Origin of the sequence: Zhongshania aquimaris (assembly GCF_019312595.1) — a bacterium.
Classification (GTDB): domain Bacteria; phylum Pseudomonadota; class Gammaproteobacteria; order Pseudomonadales; family Spongiibacteraceae; genus Spongiibacter; species Spongiibacter aquimaris.
In genome coordinates this window covers 496,239-518,805 of record NZ_JAHWDQ010000003.1, presented here as the reverse complement: position 1 = coordinate 518,805, position 22,567 = coordinate 496,239, and the positions used below count along the sequence as shown (strand labels likewise).

The 22,567-nt window shown below is 49.7% G+C and carries 23 protein-coding genes; 10 read left to right on the top strand and 13 right to left on the bottom strand.

Annotated elements, in window-relative coordinates:
* Window positions 1-132 precede the first annotated feature (132 nt).
* The 3 genes from KXJ70_RS14010 (at window position 133) to KXJ70_RS14000 (ending at window position 2,569) form a co-directional block, all read left to right on the top strand.
* Entirely contained in the window at window positions 133-612 is a 480-nt protein-coding gene (locus KXJ70_RS14010; protein WP_219044129.1) for a hypothetical protein, read from the top strand.
* Window positions 613-727: 115 nt separating this feature from the next.
* Window positions 728-1,444 carry a pseudouridine synthase gene (locus tag KXJ70_RS14005; RefSeq protein WP_369409790.1) on the top strand — a complete coding sequence of 239 codons (717 nt, stop codon included), beginning with the start codon at window positions 728-730 and terminating at the stop codon, window positions 1,442-1,444.
* A 51-nt stretch (window positions 1,445-1,495) separates the two neighbouring features.
* The gene (locus tag KXJ70_RS14000; protein WP_219044128.1) at window positions 1,496-2,569 is read left to right on the top strand and encodes a class I SAM-dependent methyltransferase; all 1,074 of its coding nucleotides are present in this window, start codon (window positions 1,496-1,498) and stop codon (window positions 2,567-2,569) included.
* A gap of 12 nt (window positions 2,570-2,581) precedes the next feature.
* On the opposite strand, the gene KXJ70_RS13995 is transcribed toward KXJ70_RS14000, so the two are convergent.
* Entirely contained in the window at window positions 2,582-5,269 is a 2,688-nt protein-coding gene (locus KXJ70_RS13995; protein WP_219044127.1) for an AsmA family protein, read from the bottom strand.
* Between the two features lie 272 nt (window positions 5,270-5,541).
* Between KXJ70_RS13995 and sfsA the strand changes: the two genes are divergently transcribed.
* Window positions 5,542-6,252: a DNA/RNA nuclease SfsA gene (gene sfsA / locus KXJ70_RS13990; RefSeq protein WP_219044126.1), complete on the top strand. Its 711-nt coding sequence runs from the start codon at window positions 5,542-5,544 to the stop codon at window positions 6,250-6,252.
* A gap of 42 nt (window positions 6,253-6,294) precedes the next feature.
* Here the strand turns inward: sfsA and KXJ70_RS13985 are convergent, their stop codons facing one another.
* Together KXJ70_RS13985 and KXJ70_RS13980 are read right to left on the bottom strand one after the other, a co-directional pair.
* Window positions 6,295-6,621 (bottom strand): Rieske (2Fe-2S) protein, encoded by a 327-nt coding sequence (locus KXJ70_RS13985; RefSeq protein ID WP_219044125.1) that lies wholly within the window; start codon window positions 6,619-6,621, stop codon window positions 6,295-6,297.
* A gap of 67 nt (window positions 6,622-6,688) precedes the next feature.
* Window positions 6,689-7,717, bottom strand: coding sequence for a patatin-like phospholipase family protein (locus KXJ70_RS13980; RefSeq protein ID WP_219044124.1), 1,029 nt, complete (start codon window positions 7,715-7,717; stop codon window positions 6,689-6,691).
* 96 nt (window positions 7,718-7,813) lie between these two features.
* Here KXJ70_RS13980 and KXJ70_RS13975 point away from each other — a divergent pair, with 96 nt between their 5' ends.
* From KXJ70_RS13975 to KXJ70_RS13960, 4 genes are all read left to right on the top strand, one after another.
* The gene (locus KXJ70_RS13975) at window positions 7,814-8,563 is read left to right on the top strand and encodes a M15 family metallopeptidase (protein ID WP_219044123.1); all 750 of its coding nucleotides are present in this window, start codon (window positions 7,814-7,816) and stop codon (window positions 8,561-8,563) included.
* Entirely contained in the window at window positions 8,560-9,351 is a 792-nt protein-coding gene (gene cysE / locus KXJ70_RS13970; protein ID WP_219044122.1) for a serine O-acetyltransferase, read from the top strand. Before KXJ70_RS13975 ends, cysE begins: the two co-directional genes overlap by 4 nt.
* 87 nt (window positions 9,352-9,438) lie before the next feature.
* Window positions 9,439-9,915 (top strand): hypothetical protein, encoded by a 477-nt coding sequence (locus KXJ70_RS13965; RefSeq protein ID WP_219044121.1) that lies wholly within the window; start codon window positions 9,439-9,441, stop codon window positions 9,913-9,915.
* Window positions 9,916-10,414: 499 nt separating this feature from the next.
* Complete coding sequence (locus KXJ70_RS13960; protein ID WP_219044120.1) at window positions 10,415-11,890, top strand: capsule assembly Wzi family protein; 1,476 nt, start codon at window positions 10,415-10,417, stop codon at window positions 11,888-11,890.
* 345 nt (window positions 11,891-12,235) lie between these two features.
* Here KXJ70_RS13960 and ppa read toward each other — a convergent pair whose 3' ends face one another.
* The 6 genes from ppa to KXJ70_RS13935 form a co-directional block, all read right to left on the bottom strand.
* The gene (ppa, locus tag KXJ70_RS13955; protein ID WP_219044119.1) at window positions 12,236-12,763 is read right to left on the bottom strand and encodes an inorganic diphosphatase; all 528 of its coding nucleotides are present in this window, start codon (window positions 12,761-12,763) and stop codon (window positions 12,236-12,238) included.
* Window positions 12,764-12,914: 151 nt separating this feature from the next.
* The gene (locus KXJ70_RS13950; RefSeq protein WP_219044118.1) at window positions 12,915-13,235 is read right to left on the bottom strand and encodes a 2Fe-2S iron-sulfur cluster-binding protein; all 321 of its coding nucleotides are present in this window, start codon (window positions 13,233-13,235) and stop codon (window positions 12,915-12,917) included.
* A gap of 23 nt (window positions 13,236-13,258) precedes the next feature.
* Window positions 13,259-14,479: an NAD(P)/FAD-dependent oxidoreductase gene (locus tag KXJ70_RS13945; RefSeq protein WP_219044117.1), complete on the bottom strand. Its 1,221-nt coding sequence runs from the start codon at window positions 14,477-14,479 to the stop codon at window positions 13,259-13,261.
* Between the two features lie 118 nt (window positions 14,480-14,597).
* Window positions 14,598-15,275: an enoyl-CoA hydratase-related protein gene (locus KXJ70_RS13940; protein WP_255558466.1), complete on the bottom strand. Its 678-nt coding sequence runs from the start codon at window positions 15,273-15,275 to the stop codon at window positions 14,598-14,600.
* Complete coding sequence (locus KXJ70_RS19425; RefSeq protein ID WP_255558465.1) at window positions 15,202-15,498, bottom strand: enoyl-CoA hydratase-related protein; 297 nt, start codon at window positions 15,496-15,498, stop codon at window positions 15,202-15,204. Before KXJ70_RS19425 ends, KXJ70_RS13940 begins: the two co-directional genes overlap by 74 nt.
* Window positions 15,499-15,524: 26 nt before the next feature.
* On the bottom strand, window positions 15,525-16,322 hold the full coding sequence (locus KXJ70_RS13935; RefSeq protein WP_219044116.1) for an enoyl-CoA hydratase-related protein: 798 nt from the start codon (window positions 16,320-16,322) through the stop codon (window positions 15,525-15,527).
* A gap of 358 nt (window positions 16,323-16,680) precedes the next feature.
* On the opposite strand from KXJ70_RS13935, the gene KXJ70_RS13930 reads away from it, so the two are divergent.
* Together KXJ70_RS13930 and KXJ70_RS13925 are read left to right on the top strand one after the other, a co-directional pair.
* Window positions 16,681-19,113, top strand: coding sequence for an ATP-dependent helicase (locus KXJ70_RS13930; RefSeq protein ID WP_219044115.1), 2,433 nt, complete (start codon window positions 16,681-16,683; stop codon window positions 19,111-19,113).
* 94 nt (window positions 19,114-19,207) lie between these two features.
* On the top strand, window positions 19,208-19,600 hold the full coding sequence (locus KXJ70_RS13925; RefSeq protein ID WP_219044114.1) for a DUF6491 family protein: 393 nt from the start codon (window positions 19,208-19,210) through the stop codon (window positions 19,598-19,600).
* Window positions 19,601-19,606: 6 nt separating this feature from the next.
* Here KXJ70_RS13925 and mtnC read toward each other — a convergent pair whose 3' ends face one another.
* Genes mtnC through mtnA form a run of 4 tightly spaced genes read right to left on the bottom strand, consistent with a single transcriptional unit; the run spans window position 19,607 to window position 22,557 of the window.
* Window positions 19,607-20,293 carry an acireductone synthase gene (mtnC, locus tag KXJ70_RS13920; RefSeq protein ID WP_219044113.1) on the bottom strand — a complete coding sequence of 229 codons (687 nt, stop codon included), beginning with the start codon at window positions 20,291-20,293 and terminating at the stop codon, window positions 19,607-19,609.
* Between the two features lie 21 nt (window positions 20,294-20,314).
* Complete coding sequence (locus tag KXJ70_RS13915; protein WP_219044112.1) at window positions 20,315-20,860, bottom strand: 1,2-dihydroxy-3-keto-5-methylthiopentene dioxygenase; 546 nt, start codon at window positions 20,858-20,860, stop codon at window positions 20,315-20,317.
* A 9-nt stretch (window positions 20,861-20,869) separates the two neighbouring features.
* On the bottom strand, window positions 20,870-21,493 hold the full coding sequence (locus KXJ70_RS13910) for a methylthioribulose 1-phosphate dehydratase (RefSeq protein WP_219044111.1): 624 nt from the start codon (window positions 21,491-21,493) through the stop codon (window positions 20,870-20,872).
* Window positions 21,494-21,504: 11 nt separating this feature from the next.
* Window positions 21,505-22,557 (bottom strand): S-methyl-5-thioribose-1-phosphate isomerase, encoded by a 1,053-nt coding sequence (gene mtnA / locus KXJ70_RS13905; protein ID WP_219044110.1) that lies wholly within the window; start codon window positions 22,555-22,557, stop codon window positions 21,505-21,507.
* Window positions 22,558-22,567 lie beyond the last annotated feature (10 nt).

Here is a 22,567-nt window from a genome sequence, read left to right as displayed (position 1 = left end):
CTGAACGCGGCTGTTATATTTTAAAAAAGTTGCGGTGAAAATTACGTCAATGAGTGCTTGTCACAGAAGAATGCTTCCCTAGAATGGATAGCACATAACAAGCACGACAAATCAAACGGGGAAGAAACTAGTATGAAAATGAAAGATATCGTAATTGCAGCGACATTAGTGGGTCTAAGCGGCAGTGTTATGGCTGCTGAAGGCAGCTTTTTAAGCCGTATCGGTTTGGGCGGCGGCGACTCTAAGTCAGAAGCAAAGGCCGAAGCTAATGTGAGTGTCGATACCAATATCGACGAGAAAGCAGCGGAAGCCAAAGCCAATGCAGAAGCCAAGAGCGCTGCAATGAAGGCAGAAGCTGAGCAGAAGAAAGCGGAAGCTAAAGCTAAGCGCGACGAGATGAAAGCGAAAGCAGAAGCTGAAAAGGCGGAGCGCGAAGCCGCTAAAGCAGAGCGTGATGCTCAGGCTAAAGCCGATGCAGAGGCTCGTGCTGAAGAGCGTGCAGCTGCCAAGGCAGAAGCAAAGGCTAAGATTGATGAGAAAAAAGCTGCATTGCGTAGCTTGACCAACGTCAAGGTAAACGCAAATGTTGAAGCGAGTGCTGACGCTCAGTAAACCGAATACCGAGCTTGGTATTACAAAGGGCCTTTATGGCCCTTTTTTATTGTCTGCTTGAAGCGATTGAGTTGTTCCCCGACAATACCGGCATTATGTAAGAGTGCTCTGATTTGTGACTATCTCCAGTAAGCCGATACGATTGGATCGATATTTAGCCAGCGTGACCGATTATTCCCGCAACGACGCCAAAAAACTGATTAAGTTAGGCGATATATACGTGGATGGTCGTGTGGTCTGTGATCCAAAACAGCTTATAGCGGCTGATGCAGACGTGACATTAATGGGTAATCCGCTGCGGCCACTTGGCCCACGTTACTTAATGTTGAATAAGCCCCAGGGTATCATTTGTGCTGCTCGTGACCGGCGGCATTCAACGGTACTTGATCTTTTAGATGAAGATAATCCTGAGCGATTACATGTGGTGGGGCGGTTGGACATCGACACCACTGGGCTTGTGTTGTTGACCGACGACGGGGGCTGGTCACATGCCATTACCTCTCCCCAGCGCAGGTGTTGGAAAACCTATTACGTCGAAACGGCGGAAGTGATTCCTGAACGGTGCATTGAACATTTTGCCCGCGGCGTGTTTCTGAAAGACGACAAAGCGCGGACTTTACCCGCCGAGCTCACGATAATTGAAGATCGTAGTGCGAGATTGAAAATCTGTGAGGGGCGCTATCATCAAGTAAAACGTATGTTTGGTGCCGAGGGTAATGCTGTCACCCGTTTACATCGCGAGGCCATCGGATATATCCACTTAGATACAGATTTGGCAGAGGGTGAATATCGAGCTCTATCAACAGATGAGGTCGCCAGTGTATTTGAATAATAGTCTCGCGGTGCTTGCCCGTAAGCACTGGGCATAAGGAATAAATGGAATATGGCTAAATTGCGTCATACTGCCTCCGGGCATGAGGTACAAACCGATACCGCATTGGCTGCGCTATATCAGCAGTTTCCCGCCTTTGAGACACCCGTGTGGTGGTTTGCAGATGAGCATATTGCCGATATGCCCGTGCCGGCTGCACTGCCAAACTGGCAGTGCTTTACTAATCGCTGCGATATTGCTGATCAGTTGCGTGCTGGGAACTATCAAACAGACCTGGGCGATTTTGATATCGCTGCGGATTTCGACCAAGTGCAAACAGTGTGCTATCGCGTCTCGAAGGAAAAGGCACTCGTACACTACCTAATTAACCAAGCTCTTAGTCGATTGCCCATTGCCGGTAAGTTAGTGCTGAGTGGGCATAAAAATGATGGCTTACATAGCTATGCAAAAAAGGCAGCGAGCGTAGTAGGCGCACAGGCACATATTAAAAAGTGGGACGGAGGAGCCTATCTAGCGACTGTCGTGAAATTACAGGAGCCTACTGAGTCGTTGGATGATAGCCAGTACCCGGTAATTCGAGAAATTGCGTCTGCGCCCCAATTATTTAGTAAGCCGGGGGTATTTGGTTGGCAGAAGCAGGATCGCGGTAGTGCATTGCTTATAGAGCATCTGCCCGCATTTTTGAGCTTGTTTAGCACGCCACCCAAGCGAGTTGCCGATATTGGCTGTGGTTATGGCTATATCTCAGTGCGGGCGGCTGAGTTGCTGACGGATGTCGAGTGGCTGTTAACGGATAATAACGCCAGCGCCATCTTGGCTGCGCGGAAAAATTGCGAAGTGCATCAGCTAAAACACGAGCTGGTGCTGGCCGATTGTGCGATGGGCATTTACGGCCCTGTTGACATGGTGCTATGTAATCCTCCTTTTCACCAGGGCTTTGCGGTCGCGGGGTCGTTAACAGATCGCTTTTTGGCTGCGGCTCATCGCTTGCTCGCAAGTCGGGGGAGAGCAATGTTTGTGGTAAACCAGTTTATCCCCCTTGAGCGTAAAGCCCTCGGCTTATTTCGAGAGGCCACCGTACTTGTAGAACAAGATGGTTTTAAACTGGTGGCCTTGCAAAAATAGGCTGGTGGAAATTTAATTTGTCGCAGCTTGAGTTTGTGCGCCACCCTGCTGTGCGCCTTGGGGTTGACTGTCCACGGGTGGCGCTACCGGATTTAGTATTTCTTCAGGTAACTCTTCTACAGTCGGAATTTCATCGATATTACCGTCGCAGGCGCTGCCAGAGTAGATGGCGCGTTTTATCAAACCCTGCGCCAACATAGACAAGCCCCCAGTGTAGATCGCTGCGCCGGTAGATAAGCCAGAGGTAAACATTCCCGCTGGATCGGCAACAATTTTCGGTTTGCTAAAGGTGCCACCTAGGCGCACTAGGCTGGCGGCGGCGCCGACATTAATGCCAACCCCGGTGCGAGCAATGGGCGAAACCCCGAGTAAAAACTCTTCATTGCCGATATCAATGTTGCCGGTGCCGATTATTTTCGTTTGTTTGGTTTCTAAGGCAATACCGTCGTCGCTGATAAATTTGCCATTGCTACCTTTAAAGTGAACGGCAATGCATTCTATTGCCGTGCTGGTTTTCTTTTCGGAAAAGGGATTCAGTTTGTCGATTGTCTCACTTAGCACATCAGAGCCGATGAGGTTCAGAGCATTGCCTTGGGCGACTAGATCAGTGATTTTTATATCTAATTTTGCGTTCATATTGGCGGCTAATTGATGAGGCGTGCTGCCTTTGCTGTCGGCGTCTAAACGAATGCGACCGTTGCCTTGGTTGATACCTGCCGCTTTATCCAGTCCCAGTTTGCCGTAGTCTTCGGCATCGACACTGAGCCGCATATCCAGCTCGGGGATGGTTTTACTGGCATCAAGATTGAGTGCGATTTTCGCCTCACCGCCTTCAAAATTGACGGTAGTGTTTTTTAATTTTAGTAGGCCACCCTGCAGCGTGGGTTTAAGCGTTGCCTTGTTGATAAAATTGTAACCGGTGTCGATGTTTTCGAGTTTAATTTGCAGTTTGGCATTGATAGATTTCAGAGCATCGAGGGGAATTGTGTCGTCATTGATAAGTTTTTTACTCGATGATTTCTTTTGTGGCACGGCATCAGCACTAATTTCGCTTGCGGGTGGGCTTAGAAAGGCAAGATCGATTTTATGCAATGACAGGGTGCCGTTTAGTGAGGGTATGTCTTCTGCTGTGGCAGCCGGTGTAAAACTAAGATCGAGCTCAGTGCTTTGTTCACCTAGTTGACTTGTTCCTTTAACAGCATAGCTGTCTTCGCCGGCGTTAATATTGGCTTTTACCACCAGTTTACCGGCGCCTTGCCAGGGAAGTTGGGCTAGTGTCCAAACGTCCTTGCTGTTATCGGCTTTGGCATTTACTTGTAGCTCAGTTCCCGCTACACCATTTAAATTAAGCTTGCCGGTGGCGTCCGCCTCGATACCTTGTTGCTTGGCTTTTAAGGACAGCTTAACGTCGGCCCCGCTCGTGTTTTTAGATAAAGGCTCTAGGCTGATATCGGCAGAAAAGTCATTTATATCGCGCTGGGTCGCAAGCTCGGATATCTGCGCTGCACTGACGGTGGCCTTTATCGATGATTTAATTTGCACATCAGATTTCAGTTTATTTACTTGCCAACCCATTGCGCTGAGTTTTTCGATATTGAGTTTAAGAGCGACATCTAAGCCCTCGATCCAGGCCCAGTCTATCGCCGCTTCATCATCTTCAGCTGAAATGCTCGGTGCCGTATTGCCCGTGGCGGTATTTTTTTTCTCGATCGTGTCGGCAGAGGGGGGGAGTAAACTATCTATATCTAACGCCGCCGATTGGATACTCGCATTAATTGCAGTGGTTTCGGAATTGATGGTGACCTTGCCTTTGATTTCATTGTCGTTGAGCTGGAGAAGAATATCGCTAAATTCATAGTTTGGTGTCACCGCGATATTTGTCGAAAGTTTGGTCTTTGGTAATTTAGGAATGTCGGTATTTGCTAGTTTCGATAGGGCGCTGGCGCTGCGCAAATCAAGATCAAGCGACAGCGTGCTGCCGTTTAATGTAGGGTTGAGAAACAATTTGCCTTTACTCTTGATATCGATGTCTTGGTGATGAACTGATAAATCGTAGCCGAGTATGCCTTTTTGAGGATCGAATAGTGTAATAGCGCTGTTTAGCTCTACATGTTGATCGAGATAATCAAGACCAATATAGAAGTCACCGTTGCCTGCCTCGATGCGTTCACCACGTACTTCAGGCAAGTAAATTGTATTTTCACCGCCGCGACGATTTCGCCAGGTCAGGGAAACCTCGCTGATTGCGATGCGATTGAAATTGAAATCACCGGGCAGCAGTGGGCCTGTATCGATTTCTTCCGGAGTCGGAACCTCGGGTTCGGCTTTTAATTTACTGCTTATCCAATTAATTTCACCGGCATCATTTTGTTCTACATTGACGTGTAATTTTTGGGCGCTCAGTTCCCAAAATGCCTTATGACTGAATGGACTCTCGGTGAGTGCAATAGTGATGTCACCTAAGGAAAGTAATTCCGAGCGTGGCCATTCTGGATTGCTGATGCGCAAACCGCTGATTTCAAAACGAAGGGGCTTAATATGAGATTGAATGTCTGAAATTTCAACCTCAAGCCCAGCGAAACGTTGCGCGCTACTGCCAATTAGGCCTCGTAAAAGCTGCGGTTGAATTAAGGCTATACTCACCGTGAGTAGGATAAGGACGAGCAGTAGGCCTAGGCCAAGTAAAAATTTCTTAATCACAATAAATACTCTGTTACGGTGTCAATCTGCCGCGACGCTGAAAAGCAGGTTTGCGGCTGGTGCAGAATTTTCGGCGGAAATTCGCTGATTTCCGATGTAGTAGCGCGAATGGCAGTGGGTCTTACATTAACATCGCTGCGCTTTGGATGGTACCTGCACAACTTTGCCGGCTGTGCCTTGGTGGTGTTAAGTCACCTTCGCGTGGCGTATTTGCATGACGAATGTCGCTGCGCCCGTATTATTAATAGAATAGCAATCCAGTGGAGGTTTTGTTGAAGTGGTCTGAAAAGCTGGTGCGCGGTCGTCTGCTTAAACGATATAAGCGTTTTTTGGCTGATGTAGTTCTAGATAGCGGCGAGCACGTTACAGTACATTGCCCAAATACTGGTGCTATGACGGGATGCGCATTAGCCGGTAGTCGAGTTTTTCTGCTCGATAGTCACAATCCCAAGCGGAAATACGCCTATACATGGGAGCTTGTCGAAAGCGAATTCGGCGGTATGATTTGTATTCATTCGGCTAGAGCGAATGGCTTACTTGCGGAGGCTCTGCAGCGGGGGAATATTGAACCCTTGTCCAGCTATTCTCATATACAGCGTGAAAAGACATTGGCATCCGGAAGTCGTATTGATTTCTTTTTGTCGTCTGATGATGTCGAACTGTCTGACTGCTACGTTGAGGTGAAGTCGGTGACTCTTCATTGTGGGGGTGGCATAGGCGCGTTTCCCGACGCAGTCAGTGCGCGAGCCGTGCGCCATATTGAGGAATTGCTTCGCCTGCGGCAAGCGGGCGCGAGGGTGGTATTACTCTTTGCCGTCTTACATGAAGATATTCACAGTGTTAGACCCGCGGAGGAAATCGACCCGCATTACGCTCGAGTTCTCAGTGATGCGGTGCAGCAAGGTCTTGAGGTGCTAGCGTACAAAGCGCGAATAAACGAGGACGAGATCTACTTGGCTGATGCGCTTCCGGTAATTTTATAGTGATACTAGTGTCCTGGTATCGCGGAATTGCCAGTTTGCCCTCTAAGTAAAGTCGTCGTTCAGAACGACATAGCCGTCTTCAACACAACTGGCGACGGCCTCCAGTTTCTTGCCGTGACAGGGTCCCGCGATGCACTCCCCGGATTCAATAATAAACAGTGCACCGTGGGTGGAGCATTGAATTAGTGAATCGTCGAAATCTAGAAATTGATCCTCTTGCCAATTTAGTTCGATCCCAATATGGGGGCAGCGGTTTTGATAGACAAAGACCTCTCCGCGCTGGCGAACCGCAAAAAGTGATTTATCCGAAAATTTAAACCCCTTGGAACCGGGGTCAGCAATCTCGTTTAGTCGGCATAGTTTGAGCATAGTGTATTAAACAATTATTGGGTGACATTGTTGGGTACGGAGCTTCGACGGGTTGGCGGAACCCTGCTTACAATCCAGTTTCTAGCATGCGATCGTCGCCTTCACTTTTGAATGCGTGACGGATGGCGGGTAGCATGCGATCAACAGCATCGCGACCTTCTACGATGGCCTCAGCCGCGCTGCTAAATTCCAGTAGACCAATATGCCCCAGTCTCGGCCAGAGCATTATATCGGCGGGTTCACCCGCGAGCCTGCTGCGTGTGATTCTATCCTGCATAATATTGATTGCACTCATCATTACGCTCATCGTGCCGGGTGGTTCGGCTCTTTTGGGGGTGTCGTTGCTGCGGAAGTTGCTGGCGGCTTCTCGTACGGAGCTTGCAAATCGGCTGAATGCGGCACCTAGGAATGGATCATCCTCCGCTGAATCTTCGGGAAGTAATTCCTCGTCTTCTGACTCTTCCTCTTCTATTGTTTCTTCGTTGGCGGGTGCTTTTGCATCGGTAAGTATTTTTTGGCGGCCAACTAAGTCGCTGTTGAGGTCTACACCAATGATAATATGTGCCCCGAGGGCCCGGCAAACAGACACCGGTACGGGGTTTACTAAGCCACCGTCAACGAGCCACGAATTGCCAAACTTCACCGGCGTTAGGATTCCTGGTATCGCCATGGATGCGCGCACCGCATCCCAAAGAGGCCCCCGTTGTAGCCATACTTCGCGGCCGCGCATTAGGTCGGTTGCGACTGCGGCGAAGGGGATGTTTAAATCTTCAATGTTGGGGGTGCCATACTCGTTTATAAAAAATTCAATTAGGCGGGTTGCGTGGGCTACGCCGCCGGTTGCTGTCAGGCTCACGCTCATATAATGGAGCACTTGTGTGGTGCTTAGGGATTGGATCCAATCCGTAAAGTGGTCTAATTTGCCGGTAAGGTAGCAAGCGGCGATGACGGAGCCAATCGATGTCCCACAGATAATGTCGGGCTGTATTCCGAGTTCACCTAGACGTTGAATAACGCCAATGTGGGCCATGCCCCGAGCCGAACCGCTGCCCAGTGCCAGGGCGACTTTCTTATTGCCTAATGAAACATCTTCCACGACGCTTACTCCGGAATTTCAACAACGATCAATTACCGGTAGTATGATGCCAGGCTTAGTGTTTACTCAACTGCACGGACAATTTGTACCTAAATTATGTCAAATCAGAACCGCCAAAATATTGGAGAAGCTTTATTGCTTGGCTGTGATGAGTCAGCGATGACATTGGTGGACGGAATTCCTGTTCATCAAGATATCATTGCGCCGCTCAGCGCTCTTAAAGCTGACGCCGCCAAGGCAGGTTTCGATCTGCGGGTGTTAAGTGGATTTCGTAGTTTCGACCGGCAACTGGCAATTTGGAATGCCAAAGCGGCGGGCCAGCGAGCGCTGTTAAACGACGCTGGGCAAGTGTTGGATTGGGCATCTTTGTCGGAGTCCGAGTTGATCGCGGCAATTTTGCGGTGGTCAGCCTTACCTGGCGCGTCACGGCATCATTGGGGAAGCGATATTGATGTATACGACGCAGCGGCAGTGCCCGCGGATTATCGAGTACAATTAACACCTGCCGAAGTGGCCGATAATGGCGTATTTGGGCCCTTTCATATGTGGCTTGATGGTGAGTTTGCCGCCGGTCGCGGCCGTGATTTTTTTAGGCCCTATAATGAGGACCGCGGTGGTATTGCCCCAGAGCGCTGGCATTTAAGTTACGCGCCATTGGCGGTGGACTGTGATTGGGCTTTGCGGAGTGAGGTAATTCAAGAGGCCTTAGCCAAGCGGGAAGATTTGTGTTTGAAAGACGCTATTTTAAGAGAGCTACCGACTATATATCGGCGTTATGTTGCGGTGCCAGCGAGTTGCTACCCACCGGTATTTGCGCAAGCCCTGCTGGGTGAGGAAGTCTTATGAGTTTGACTGTCACTGAACTTTGGTCTGCGATGATCGCTGAGGCCCGACAGTATGGTAAAAATGAGCCGGTTTTGGCGAGCTTTTATCATGCGAGTATCCTAAATCACGCCAGTTTCGCCAATGCCTTGAGTTTTCATATCGCAGCTAAGCTAGATTGTGATTCAGTACCGGCAATGCTGATTCGAGACGTGTTTAATGAAGCGTTTGAAAATGATAAAGGTATTGTAGAAGCAGCTGCCTTGGATATTTGCGCGCATTTTGAACGTGATCCCGCGTGTGATCATTACGGAATGCCGTTTTTGTATTTCAAAGGCTTTCAGGCAATTCAAGCTTATCGGATTGCGCATTGGCTTTGGCAGCAGGGGCGTGTGTCATTAGCCTTATTTTTACAAAACCGTATTGCCAGCGTATTCGACGTAGATATACATCCCGCTGCAGTTATTGGTCACGGCATCATGATTGATCACGCAACGGGTTTGGTGATTGGTGAAACCTCGGTGGTTGGTAACAATGTGTCGATGCTGCATTCGGTGACCTTGGGTGGCTGCGGCAGTGGGCCAGGGCCTCGTCATCCGCGAATTTCAGATGGTGTATTGGTAAGTGCTGGAGCAAAGTTGTTAGGCCCGATACTGGTTGGTGAGGGTGCAAAAATTGCCGCCGGAAGCGTGGTCTTGAGTGATGTTGCTGCGCACTCTACCGTAGCTGGTGTACCCGCGAAGCAGGTTGGTGCGTTATCTGCGGAACTTCCTGCCTTAAATATGGATCAATACATCAGCGAAGATATTTAGCGCGGCTAGATGGTTGCGTCAGATTTATTAAATTACATGTGCTATATTTTGGGCTATAGTGGCGAAATATAGAAGAGCGAGGTTAATGTGAGCGTTAAACTACTGGATAACAAAGCATTCTATGGCTACAGAGTGCGTCGAACCGTGGCGGGTAAGTTGTATCAGGAGTATTTCTCGCTGAAAACTGGAGGCGCTCGCCTCGAAGGTAAGCAAAAGCTTGAGACCGAGAAGCAGGCGCTAGCCCGCGATGCGGTGTTGGAAGCTGAGCAGCAACGCTATTTGAACGAGACCAAAGAGGATCGTTGCTTCAAGAGTGACGGTACCGTCCGTGGCATCAGCTATTTGCTTAAGACTGAGAAAAGTGGCAATTTAACGCCGATTTTTCAGGTTGGCGTGGCGTCTAAAGTGGAAAATAAAACCGTCTGTACGAGTTTTTCACTAAATGCCCACGGCAGTGATGATGCTTGGCACCGCGCGGTTGATGCCTATGCAAAACATAAATCGATCCGCAAGAATACCAAGTTATATCAACGTTTGTTGAAGGCGATGCCGAAAGTTTCTTAATAAAGAAGCTTAACTTTGTCGGATAGCGTTAGCAGTCATATCTATTTTGGCTGCTAGCCCGGGCTGTCACCGCCTAATTGCTGTGACTTAGCTTCGTTAGTGTGTACTCCAATTCCAGTTGATCAATTTGTAGTTATCTGCGGGTAGTTATTTATTGGTGGGGCCTGGGTCGCTGGAAGTAGTAGCTTTTTCAAATTACCTATTCCTCGGCTGAATGTGCCGCAATTCCGATCAATTTTTCCAAGGCCCGTATTTGCCTTGATGGCCGCCGCGATGACGGTGCATGCTTAAGCGTCATCCGCACTTGGCGAGATGTATTCACAGCTTGGTGTTTAGCTTGTTGAGTTTGCTTAGGTGGTGATATTTATTACTCATCAAGCACTTAAGCTAGCATCCATTGGCTAGGGATCGTATCATTGTGACGCCGCACCTATGTGCTTAAATGGCGACATCGGAACTCTCCGAATGATGCTCAAATAACCACTCTCACGGAAGATATATGTTCAAATCGCGTTTTCGTCACTGCCTAGCCGTATTTTTTCTATTAGCACCGTCATTGAACTACGCAGCGCCGTGGATACAAGCTACCGATATTGCAGCTCGGCAGCATATCGAGTTTCTTGCTAGTGCTGGAATCATTCGCGCGCCAATAAGCCAATGGCCGCTAATGTGGGGCGGCATCTTGCCTGATCTTCGCCAGTCGCAGTACCGCAAACTTACCACACCACAAAAACACGCTGTCGATAGCTTGTTAGCTCAATTCGAGGAAGATAGTGCACCAACTCGTGTGGAGGTAAATGCTGGCTGGGCAGATCAAGATACGACTGTTTTTGGTGGGTTTGGTAGTCGCAACGATGCGCCGCAATTTGCTGGTGTATCGGCGAGCTTTGTTGGTCAACGCTGGGCTGGGGAGTTAAATATTTCCTATGATATCCCTGACCGGCCGAGAGAGCACCGCAAGTTAGATCAGAGTTATTTGGCCGGGGCCTTTGGCAACTGGGGAGTCACAATTGGCGCGGTAGATCGTTGGTGGGGGCCAGGTTGGCAATCTAGCGCTATCTTGTCGAATAATGCTCGACCTGTTCCCGGTCTGTCCCTGCAGCGCAACAAGGCAATCCCTTTCGAAACTCCCTTATTGTCGTGGCTCGGCCCATGGCAATTACAAGCGTTTATGGGGCAGTTAGAATCAGAGCGTTTTATTCCAGATGCCAAACTTTTAGGCCTTCGCTTTGCGGTCAAGCCCTGGCATTGGCTGGAATTAGCGGCCAGCCGCACAGCCCAATGGGGCGGTGATGGTAGACCGGAAGACTTTAGTACCTTCTCAGATTTGATTTTGGGTAAAGACAATCGCGGCGACAGTGGCATAACGCAAGAAAACGAACCCGGCAATCAGCTGGGTGGCGTCGATATGAAAATCCTTTTCGCGGTGCCCTGGGGTAGCCAAGGTGCTTATGCACAATTTATTGGTGAGGATGAAAGTGGTTATGTTCCCTCACGATATATTTACACCGCGGGTTTAGATGGTGTGGTATCGCTTAGTGACAATAAAAGAATTCACTGGTTTGTTGAGCGTAGCGATACTCGGGCAGGTACATTAAGCGAAAAGCGGTTTAATTATGCCTATGAGCATGGGACTTACAAAACGGGCTATCGTCATAAGGGCCGTGTAATGGGGGTGAGTGTCGATAGCGACAGCACCATTGACACCCTGGGTCTGAGTTTGGTGTTGCCCTCGCAGAGCCAGCTAGCATTCAAATGGTCTGCAGTGGACCTCAACACAGATGGCATGAGTAGAGGAGGTGTGAGACCAACAGGCTTTAGTGGTAGTGGCGATATTTTAGAACTCAGTTATCGTTTTGCCTGGTTGCAAAATAATACCACGGTAGGTTATCGCTGGATTGACGACGGCATAGACGTGCGCGGTCTAGACGATGGTACCGAGACTTTGTTTATCGAAACGGCGTGGCGATGGTAGGGTGGTCGCCGCCTCGTATTTCGGATAAAAACTACAAGGTATTTTTGCCCGTGATTGGTGTCTTTTCTTGTGAGAGTACAGGCACTATCGCTATCTTCCCGCAGCTGTGAACGGTTGAACGAACACAGCTCGCTCTTGTTTTCCTTTCAGAATAATCCTTGGTTATTTGTGCACGAAAAATGCCGTTTAACGATATCTGTATTGCTTTGTTAGTCACAGATACTTGGCGATTGGTATATTCGAGATTTTGCTGCAGCGGTGTTTGAGTCAGAAAAGTAAGCGATGTGCTTTGAGGGGATTGAAGGGGGAGGCGAAACTGCGATAGTGCAGCTTCGCCCTTGGCACTTAGCCTTTGTAGGCCGCTGCCGCTTTCATGATTTCAGCTTTGGCTTCTTCGCTGCCAGCCCAACCATCAACTTTAACCCATTTGCCTTTTTCCAGATCTTTGTAGTTTTCAAAGAAATGTTCAATTTGCTTGATTAGTAATTCAGGCAGGTCAGATGGCTCTTTCACGTTTTGGTAAAGAACAGTTAGCTTGTCGTGGGGAACGGCTAACAATTTAGCATCTTTACCCGCTTCGTCGCTCATGTTCAGAATACCGATGGGACGAGCACGGATAACAGAGCCTGGAACGACAGGGTATGGCGTAACAACCAATACATCTAATGCATCGCCGTCTTCAGATAGTGTGTTTGGAATGTAGCCGTAGTTTGCTGGGTAAAACATCGGCGTTGCCATAAAGCGATCGACCATCAGCGCGTCAAATTCTTTTTCAATTTCGTATTTGATCGGGCTGCTATTTGCCGGGATTTCGATAGCGACGTAGATGTCATTTGGCAGGTCTTTGCCAGCTGGAATTTGGTTGTAGCTCATTGTAGGCTTCCATTTCAGATTGCGTTTGGGGTTGATAAATCTGCGCAGATTATAAACTGTGTGGGGGCGGATTGCCAAAGTGCTGTGGCGTTTGCTTTCGGGTGAGGCGGGGGGGCGGATAGGGCTAGAAGGCCCTATCCGCAATCGCTAATCAGTACTGCGACTTAGGCATGGCGATGATGATACCGTCCATTTCATCTGTAATCACAATTTGGCAGCTTAAGCGGCTAGTGTCCTGAGGGTCTAATACGCAGTCGAGCATGTCTTTTTCTGTGCTGTCAGGCTCGCCCGCTTTAGCAACCCAAGCGGGGTCCACGTAGCAGTGACAGGTCGCGCAGCTGCAGCAGCCGCCACATTCCCCCAAGATACCGTCGATGCCGTTATCAACCGCGGCCTGCATAATACTGGTGCCAACTTCCGCGTGAACTTCCTGCGTGTTGCCATCGTGAGATTTGTAAATAATTAAAGGCATTGTCTATATTCTCGTACTTGAAATTAGTTAAAGACGTCTTTGATTTCGATAGACTCGTCGGCGAGCTTCAGCGGATCAGCGGTTTGACCTGATGTTAAGGCGCGCTTGCTCATCATGAATTCTTTAGGCCGGTTAATCGCGTCGACGGCAATAAATCGGCCTTTACTGAAATAAAATGCGGCGAAACTGCGGCCTTGCTCGCTATTGCCGCGGATGATTACCTGGTCAAAGCCCTGTGACAGTCCGGCAATTTGTAGTTTAAGGTCGTATTGATCTGACCAAAACCAAGGTAGGGCGTTATATGCCTCCGGTTTACCACATATACTTTTGGCCGCAATTTTAGCTTGATCGGTTGCATTCTGTACCGATTCTAGGCGTAGTTTGCGGTCATAAATGGGGTTGTAGTGGTTGGTACAGTCACCTGCGGCAACGATGTCGGGGTCATTGGTAGTGGCAAACTCGTTTACCGCAATGCCATTGTCAATGGTAAGTCCCGCTTCTTTAGCTAGTTCAATATTGGGGATTACACCAACGCCAATAATGACCAGATCGGCAGGCACTGTAGTGCCGTCGGCAAGGCGGACGCCTGTTACATGTTTTTCGCCAACGATGGCGTCAACGCCCGCTTGAGTGCGAATATCGACGCCTTCTTCAGTGTGTACGCGGGTGTAAAATGCAGAAACTTCGGGGGCGGTAACACGCTGTAAAACACGTTCCATCGCTTCTATTACGATAACGTTCATGCCAATCTTACGCAGCGACGCTGCCGTTTCGAGCCCTATATAGCCGCCGCCAATAATGACTGCAGATTTGCCGGGACCGGTAAATTTATGGGTCTGTTTAACGTCATTAAGATCGCGCATATAGAAAACACCGGCAAGTTCGCAGCCAGTGAAGGGGATTTTGCGAACCCGGGCGCCCGTCGTGAGGGCAAGCTTGGTATAGGCGATTTCGGCGCCGTCTTCCAGGGTGATTTTCTTGGCGTCGCGATCAATTTTTGTTACTCGCGAACCCAGCAGCAAATCGACATTATTTTTGTCGTAAAAATCAGCGGCGCGAATTAGTAGCTCATCCTCTGTTTTTTCGCCGACAAAAAAGGCTTTTGACAAGGGCGGGCGGTGGTAGGGTAGATTTGGTTCATCGCCAATTAAGGAAATTTTACCTTCCCAGCCCTCTTGGCGGAGGCTGGATACTAACTGGGCAGCCGCGTGACTGGCCCCAATAATAATGCAGTGTTCACTCATAACTAATTTTCCAGGAGGCTCGTGTTCAGTTTCATGCTGTCTTGCGGGCTGCCGTAAGATTCATGGATTATATTTTATAGGTACATAGCTTTTAGGTACTTAATTTAAAGGTACTAAATTAAAAGTACTTAGGCTCGTCCCACCACGGGTAAAAATCGGGCATGTCTTTCGACACTTGATTCTTAAACTCCGGTGGACGTTTTTCTATGAATGATACAACACCTTCGGCGGCATCGCTGCTGCGTCCTCGGCTGAGTATTACCCTGCTATCTAGCTTGTGGGCATCCATAGGATGGTGCATATCCAGTCCGCGCCACAGCATTTGTCTACTCAGGGCTACGGAAACCGGTGCAGTATTGTCTACGATTTCACGTGCAATTGCATAGGCTTCGACAAGTAATTCTTGCTCAGAGCACACTTTTCTGATCAATCCACTGTCCCTAATCTCTGAAATTGGGTAAACGCGCCCGCTAAAGCACCATTCCAGTGCGCGTGAAATGCCCACAATGCGGGGAAGAAAGAAGGATGATGCGGCTTCCGGGGCAATGCCACGGCGAGTAAAAACAAAACCGACTTTGGCGTTTTCGCTGGCAAGGCGGATGTCCATGGCTAATGTCATGGTTATGCCGACCCCGACTGCGGGGCCATTGATAGCGGCAATAACAGGTTTTAGGCAGCGATAAAGTCGCAGGGTGATAAGGCCGCCAATATCTCGCACCGATTCATCGCACCGATTCATCGCTGTAATCAAGAGTATTGCCTGCGCGAACTGCAGATTCGCCGTTACCTTCGCCATTAAAGGTGTCTTTGCCAGATGATAGGTCGGCGCCGGCGCAAAATGCACGACCTGCGCCAGTAATCACTACGGCCTTGACCTTGTCGTCTTCGTCGATGTGATCTAGCACGGCGATTAGCTCATCGGCCATGGTTGGGGTGAAGGCATTGAGCTTATCGGGGCGGTTAAAGGTAATCGTCGCAATGCCGTCTTCAAGTTTATAAAGTAGAAACTGGAGGTTCATCAAGGGCGTCCTGACAAGATAGTGAGCTATTGGCCAGTAAAATTGGCTGCACGTTTTTCAACAAAGGCCGTAACTCCTTCGTCAAAATCAGCGGTTTGACCGGCTATTTTTTGCATTTCGCGTTCAGTTTCCAGGCTGGCTTCCCAATTTGAATCGACGGCTGCCCATACTGCCTTTCGGATCAGACTTAGTGCGACGGTCGGGCCCCTGGCAAGTGACAGGGCGGTATTGAAGGCCTCTTCTTCCAGGCTCTCGTCTGCAACAACACGATTAATTAGTGCCCACTCTAAGGCTTTTTCGGCACTTAGGCGGTCGCCCGTTAACATTAATTCCATGGTGCGGGCGCGGCCAATTGTGCGGCTGAGCAAGTGGGTGGCGCCACCGTCGGGAACAAGTCCGATTTTTGAAAAAATTTGAATAAACGTCGCATTTTCACTGGCGACGATCATGTCGCCTGCAAGTGCTAGTGAGGCACCGAACCCCGCGGCGCTGCCACGAACCGCGCTGATCCACGGGATTGGCAGGTTCTTGAGTTTGAGCATAATGGGGTTGAGGTATTTCTCAAGAATTAAGCCGATATCGCGTTGGCTTCGATCAGCAGGTAAAGGGGTGAGGGGGTTGCTGGGGTTAAGGGACGCACCTGAGCAAAACCCGCGCCCAGCTCCGCAGAGGATCATTGCACGGGCATTTTTGGCTAGGTAATCAATGGCTTCATCAATCTCTTTGACCATGACCGGCGTAAGCGCATTTAGGGTAGATGGTGCGTTCAGGGTAAGAATGCCGACGGAATCGCGGATCTCTACTTTGATTTCCTGGAAGTTCATTTTTTAATCCTTTGCTCGTTGCGTCGAGACCTGCTGTGGTCGCTTAGTAGCGGTAACACGCCTTAGGTTTTATTATAAGATCGCTGCCAAGGGCTTTTACCTGCGGGCCTTATGGTGACCCAATCAATCTTGATTTGGTACTCCTTGTTAATGTTAATCCAGCTTGCGAGATAAAAATCGCTAGAACGGTAATCGTCAGATATGGGGAGTAAGTCTAAATTTGAGTGGTAGCTTAATCGCATGAATCATCGTGGACGCAGACGTTAGTTCGGAAATCTCTCTCATTCCTTGTTATTCTTCGTCGCCGCAGAAATAAGGACATTCACACTGTCGCCATGAAATCGCTATCCATTTGCCTATGCTAACTGACGAACAAATTCTGGTTACCCGCCACACCCGTGGTCATGCTCGGGTGACTGCAGTTGCCGGCGCCGGTAAAACCACCACAATGGTGCAATACCTACTCGAACAGCTGCGAGCGGGTATGGATCCTCGCTTAGTTAGAGTCGTTATGTTTAATAAGGCCGCGCAGGAAGATTTCAGTCGGAAACTGCTGCTGGCCTCCGCTTCCTCAGTCAGTTTGCCGCCGGTGCGTACCTTTCATGCGATGGGGCGGAACCTTGCCATAGCATTGGCAAAGGAGGGCCATTTAGCGCCGTTTGACCCTGCACCATTGAGTGAAGCACAGCTTCGAATTGAAATGCTGCGAGCATTGCAAATATCGGCGGGTACGTCGGCTCAGCGGGCGGCAATTGCCGATGAACAGCAGCAATGGTTAGATGCCTTCGCGGGCTTCGTCGATTTGGCAAAGTCTAATTTACAAACACCAGAAACGACCTTTTTCGCCGCGGCTTATCCTGATCAATACCAATTATTCATAGAGGCTTTCGCTCGCTTTGAACAGTGGCGCAAAGCAGCTGCTAGGGTGACTTTCGCCGATTATCTTTACGATCCCTGTTGCGCACTGCTTGCAGATCCCAAATTGGGTGAGTTTCTTGCGAATCGTGTCGACTTGTTTGTTGTCGACGAGTTTCAGGATATCAACGACATCCAGTTCTTTCTGTTGAAAACGCTCGCAGGTGATCGCGCGCGCCTGCAAGTGGTTGGCGATGCCGATCAATGTATTTACGAATTTAGGGGCGCGCGACCCGATTATATGCTCAAGCATTTTGGCGATAGTTATCCCCATAGCAGCTATCAAATGTCGCGCACATTTCGCTACGGTCATCAGTTAGCTCTAGCCGCAGCACATCTTATTGCCAATAACCAACGACGGGAGCCGGTACTGTGTATCAGCGCTGATACTGCGCCTGCCACTAAAATTGAACTTTGCCTGCAAACAGATGATGGCGACACATTGGCGGAAGTGTGTTTGAGCGAACATGCCAATGGTCGGCCATTTAAAGATATGGTGTTTCTCTGTCGCACATGGGCGCAGGCCGCGCCGGTTGAATTGGTGTTATTGCAGCGGGGAATTCCCAATCGTATAAGTGGCGGTAGCCGGGTGCTAGAGCGGCAAGAAATTAAAGTGTTGCTGATTTTGCTGCGTATCATGGCGGGGCGATTTTACGAGCAAAATCCGGCGGATTGCGAGCAACAGCTTTTCGACTGTTTGCGTTTCTGCGAGTTAAAAATTAAGCACGATGTGTTACGGCGTTATGTCCAAAAGGCATTGCGAGATGGTCAGGGCTTCAGCGCCTTAAATTTATCTGACGACGATTTATCAATTTATCAAGAGCAGCGACTTCAGCGCTTAGCCGCGGCGCTAGTGAAGCTGGAAAGATCATCTAGTGCGAGTGTTGGTCTGAATGAATTTTTAGCACGACTGGATTTACTGAAACTGATTCGCGACAACGCGCTCAGCAAGGAAGAGGGCGAGAATAGAGCGGCAACAATCAGCGCTTTTGTCAGTTTTATTACCATGCAAACCGATCAAGCTCCTGTGGCGATCGTAAATTTGATTCAGGGAATGGGCATGGCGGGGGGCGCGCCGAGTGATCGCGACGCCTTGGTCGATGCCGTTACCATCACAACGATGCACCGTAGCAAAGGCTTGGAGTGGCCAGTGGTTATTTTGCCGGGCTTAAGTGCGCATTATATGCCGTATCAGGCCGGTAACCGTCGGCGTCCTGATGCGGATCAACAAGAGTCAGAGCGGCGCTTGATGTATGTTGCCATGACACGAGCCATTGATGCCTTGTATCTCTTTGCCCCCGGTATTGACTGCCGCAATGGCTGGCTTGGCGGCCTGCGGCCAGAGCTGAATTTACTGCCAAGTCCTTTTTTGCAGGAAATGAATATACCGTTGGCAAAGGCGATTGGCGCTGCGCTTGATACCAGGGAGACACCTTTCGCGGCGTCAAGCCTAGAGAACACTGCTATTGGCGCGGCATATCTGGAAGCACTGGGTCTAGGGATTAAATTTACACTTGGGGCGTCCGGCGCCAAATTTGACTATGGCGTTTGTGTGCGTCATAGCGAGCATGGAGATGGTCGTATTACCGCAATCGATGAGCACGGGCTGACGGCTCATTTTGCAAACCAACAGGTGTATTTTTCGTCGTTGCTTGTTGAACATGTGCTGCAAGTTATTGATACCACAAACGAGATAGGGCCTGAAATAGAAAATGCCGCAGAATTCACTAGCGGCGATGTATTGGCTCATTCCAAGTTTGGTCGCGGTGTCGTGTCGTCGATTGACGCCCGCTTTATTCACGTGCAGTTTCGAGAGGGGGCCAAAACCTTCCGTCGTGATCTATTCCGTGCAACCCGCGTCAGTTCGCGCAGTTAAGCGTTTCGCTAGCGGCCAAGCAGAACCTTATCGCCGGCAAAGTGTCAGACACAGAATAAGGCGGTTTTCCGCACTTATTTCTCCCGAGGTGGATATGAACATAACAAGCTTAAAAGTCGGTCTGACGATATTCTTGAGTTTTTCTTTACTAGCCTGCGGTGGTGTTAAAGACGAGCAGATGGGTTTGGATGAACGCATCGCGGAGTATGGCTATCGTCCCGGTGAGAATATTGATCAAATTCAAGCGTATAGGATCAGCGATTGGACGTATTTAGACGATCATCATTTGATGTTTAGCAATGGGCTGTCGGATCACTATCTTATCAGTCTGAAAAACGCCTGCAGCGAATTGCGCAGTTCTGAAACGCTGGCGTTTAAAACTCGGACGAGCACATTAACGAAATTTGACGTAGTGATCGTGCCCCAGTCCGGCGTCAATAAGCGTTGCAGTATCGAGTCAATATCGAGGTTGACCCCGACCGACTAAATGGGCTTATTGCGGTACTTGAATATCGGCAAAATTGCTGACGCACTGGTGTTGTGGGTGCGTCGCAACGTTTTCTGACTCGCGTTGAACCCACGCGGTTTGCATACCTGCTTCGGCGGCTGCATTTACCTCCTCAACAATATCCGACAAAAAGAGAATTTCAGAGGCGGGCAGGTTTATCTGCTGCTGTATCCGCCGGTAAGATTCCCAGTCTCGCTTTGCCCCGCTTGTGGTGTCGAAGTAGTTTTTAAATAAATATCGTAAATCCCCGCCTTCGTTAAAGCCGAAGAATAATTTTTGTGCGTGAATGGAGCCGGAAGAATACACATACAACTCCATTCCCTGTTTATGCCATGCAATGAGTTTTTCAAGCGCGTCTGGATAGATGTGTGCCTGGAAGTCGCCGTTGCGATAACCGTACTCCCAAATCATTCCCTGTAATGATTTTAGGGTGGTAATTTTCTTGTCTTCCGCTATCCAGTCGAGCAGTTGAGCAATTAAGGCTTCGGTGTCTGCGATATCGATTTTCGCGTCAGTCGCAACATCGCGTAAGGCGACTTCGACCGCATCTTCACCGCGTTGCTGGCGCATAAAATCAGCTAGGTTTTGAGCGGCGTAGGGAAACAGCACTTGGTGTACAAACTGAATTGAACTGGTAGTGCCTTCTATATCGGTAACAATAGCCTTGATCACAAAAAATTCCTTTTAACGGCGCTATGCGTCAAGTCGTGAATAGCGACTGGCGATGTCTTCGCCGGTGTAATTGGCGACCCAGCCATCGGGATTGTTAAAAAAGCGAATGGCAACCAGGTTTGGCTCAGGGCCGAGATCAAACCAGTGTTTGGTATTGGCCGGTACACTCAATAGATCACCTTTTTCACACAAGACTTCATAGATTTTGTTGTCGATGTGGAGTGCAAATAAACCTTGGCCCTCAACAAAGAAACGCACCTCGTCTTCACTGTGGGTGTGCTCGTCTAAAAACTTTAAGCGCAGCGCGTCTTTCTGCGGATTACTGCTGGCGATGCTAATGACATCGACGCTTTGATAACCCTGCTCGCTGACGAGTCGTTTGACGTCGCTATGGTAGGCGGACAAAACGGATTCTTGATTGTCACCGGCTGCGATATCGTCGCGGGTTTGCCATTGTTCAAAGCGCACACCGACGCTGTGAAGCTGTTGGTGAATGTGTTCGGGTGTGCGTGTCGTCGATAGCGATTGGCTGGCATCGGTGTCGAGGAAGATAGTTAATTGGCTCATCGTCGCTCCCTAGCGCGCAAGGCGCAGCAGTTCTAATTCACAGTGCAACAGAAAGTCTAAAGCCTCCAGATTGCGCATGCAGCTATTGAGATCTTTACCCCAGCAGTACACGCCGTGACCGCGTATTAGATAGCCGGGACAATGTGCTTGTGCCGTTAAATAGCGATCACTTTCAGCGGCGAGGGCGGTGATGTCCTGGGTGTTTTCAAAGATCGGAATATCAAGGCTGCTGGCGTGGGTGTCGAAGCCATCGAAGGCTTTTATCAATTCATAATCCGCGAGGGTAATTGCCTGAGCTTGTGGCAGTGCCTTCGAGATGACGGTCACGACCGGCGAGTGGCAGTGCAATACCGCACCAATCTCAGGGAAGCGCTGATATAACCGGGTGTGTAGTTCGGTTTCTGCCGACGGCTTGCCGTCGCTAATAGGCTTGCCCGTCAGATCGACGGCAATAAAATCTGTCGGGCTAAGCTGGCCCTTGTGTTTCCCCGATGCGGTAACAATTGCAGAGTTGGCGTTTAGGCGGGCAGAGAAATTCCCGCTGGTGGCAGGAACCCAGCCGCGCTGGTAAATATCTTCGCCGACCGCGGCAAGTGCAATCGCTTGCTGATAAAAGAACTTACTATCGATCATAAGCCTATCTGCTATTTCCGTTTATTCGAGTTTAGGTGCGCTATTACCTTGGCGCGATCAGGTTGGTGAATAATCCCGTACTCGGTAACGATAGCATCGATCAATTGCGCGGGGGTAACGTCAAAAGCAGGGTTGTTGGTAAGGACATTTTCTGGCGCCACGCGCTGGCCGAAACTGTGGGTTATTTCGTCTGCCGGCCGCTGTTCGATTGGGATTTGTGGGCCGTCGAGTAATGCATCAAAGGTGCTGGTTGGTGCGGCAACCATGACTTTGACGCCGTGGTGTTTGGCGATAATGGCAAGATTGTAGGTGCCGATTTTATTGGCGGCATCGCCATTTGCCGCAACGCGGTCAGCGCCGACAATCACCCAGCTGGGTTTGTGTTCTCGCATTAAGTGGGCAGCTGCACCCTCTATTGCCAAGGTTACCGGAATGTCGTCTTGCATTAACTCCCAGCTTGTTAGGCGCGCGCCCTGCAGCCACGGCCGTGTTTCGCCGGCAAAGACCCCACGGATTTTTCCGTCGCGATGAGCAGAGCGGATAACGCCCAAGGCGGTGCCATAGCCCCCGGTAGCCAGCGCGCCAGCATTGCAGTGGGTGTAAACAATGCTGTCAGCCGGAATTAAGCTGGCGCCAAAGTCACCAATGCGTTGATTGATTTCAATGTCTTCAGCGTGGATATGCACCGCTAATTTAGTAAGCGCTGGAATTAGCGCGTCGCCATTGCCGTGTTCGGCAATGACCTGGTCACAGCGCTCCAATGCCCAGAATAAATTTACTGCTGTGGGCCGTGAATTGGCTAGTGCGTCACGTGCTGGGCGCAGTGCGTTTTGCCAGGCATCCGCGCTGGTGGGCGAGGTAGTGAGCTTTTGCGCCGCCAGTAATATTCCGTATGCAGCGGTAATGCCTATCGCGGGCGCGCCGCGAACGACCATCGCGCGAATTGCATCTGCGACGGCGAAGGGATCGTCATACTGGCGGTATTCGCAGCGTGTAGGTAAAACACGCTGATCCAGTAATTGCAGTTGATTATTTGACCAGATGATAGCGCTGGGAGTAGACACTGATTACCTC

Bases quoted from the DNA above. Each gene is read 5' to 3' on its own strand.
- KXJ70_RS14010 (WP_219044129.1), top strand. From the start codon at position 133: ATGAAAATGAAAGATATCGTAATTGCAGCGACATTAGTGGGTCTAAGC.
- KXJ70_RS14000 (WP_219044128.1), top strand. From the start codon at position 1,496: ATGGCTAAATTGCGTCATACTGCCTCCGGGCATGAGGTACAAACCGAT.
- KXJ70_RS13985 (WP_219044125.1), bottom strand. From the start codon at position 6,621: ATGCTCAAACTATGCCGACTAAACGAGATTGCTGACCCCGGTTCCAAG.
- KXJ70_RS13975 (WP_219044123.1), top strand. From the start codon at position 7,814: ATGTCAAATCAGAACCGCCAAAATATTGGAGAAGCTTTATTGCTTGGC.
- cysE (WP_219044122.1), top strand. From the start codon at position 8,560: ATGAGTTTGACTGTCACTGAACTTTGGTCTGCGATGATCGCTGAGGCC.
- KXJ70_RS13960 (WP_219044120.1), top strand. From the start codon at position 10,415: ATGTTCAAATCGCGTTTTCGTCACTGCCTAGCCGTATTTTTTCTATTA.
- ppa (WP_219044119.1), bottom strand. From the start codon at position 12,763: ATGAGCTACAACCAAATTCCAGCTGGCAAAGACCTGCCAAATGACATC.
- KXJ70_RS13950 (WP_219044118.1), bottom strand. From the start codon at position 13,235: ATGCCTTTAATTATTTACAAATCTCACGATGGCAACACGCAGGAAGTT.
- KXJ70_RS13945 (WP_219044117.1), bottom strand. From the start codon at position 14,479: ATGAGTGAACACTGCATTATTATTGGGGCCAGTCACGCGGCTGCCCAG.
- KXJ70_RS13940 (WP_255558466.1), bottom strand. From the start codon at position 15,275: ATGGCGAAGGTAACGGCGAATCTGCAGTTCGCGCAGGCAATACTCTTG.
- KXJ70_RS19425 (WP_255558465.1), bottom strand. From the start codon at position 15,498: ATGAACCTCCAGTTTCTACTTTATAAACTTGAAGACGGCATTGCGACG.
- KXJ70_RS13935 (WP_219044116.1), bottom strand. From the start codon at position 16,322: ATGAACTTCCAGGAAATCAAAGTAGAGATCCGCGATTCCGTCGGCATT.
- KXJ70_RS13930 (WP_219044115.1), top strand. From the start codon at position 16,681: ATGCTAACTGACGAACAAATTCTGGTTACCCGCCACACCCGTGGTCAT.
- KXJ70_RS13925 (WP_219044114.1), top strand. From the start codon at position 19,208: ATGAACATAACAAGCTTAAAAGTCGGTCTGACGATATTCTTGAGTTTT.
- KXJ70_RS13915 (WP_219044112.1), bottom strand. From the start codon at position 20,860: ATGAGCCAATTAACTATCTTCCTCGACACCGATGCCAGCCAATCGCTA.
- KXJ70_RS13910 (WP_219044111.1), bottom strand. From the start codon at position 21,493: ATGATCGATAGTAAGTTCTTTTATCAGCAAGCGATTGCACTTGCCGCG.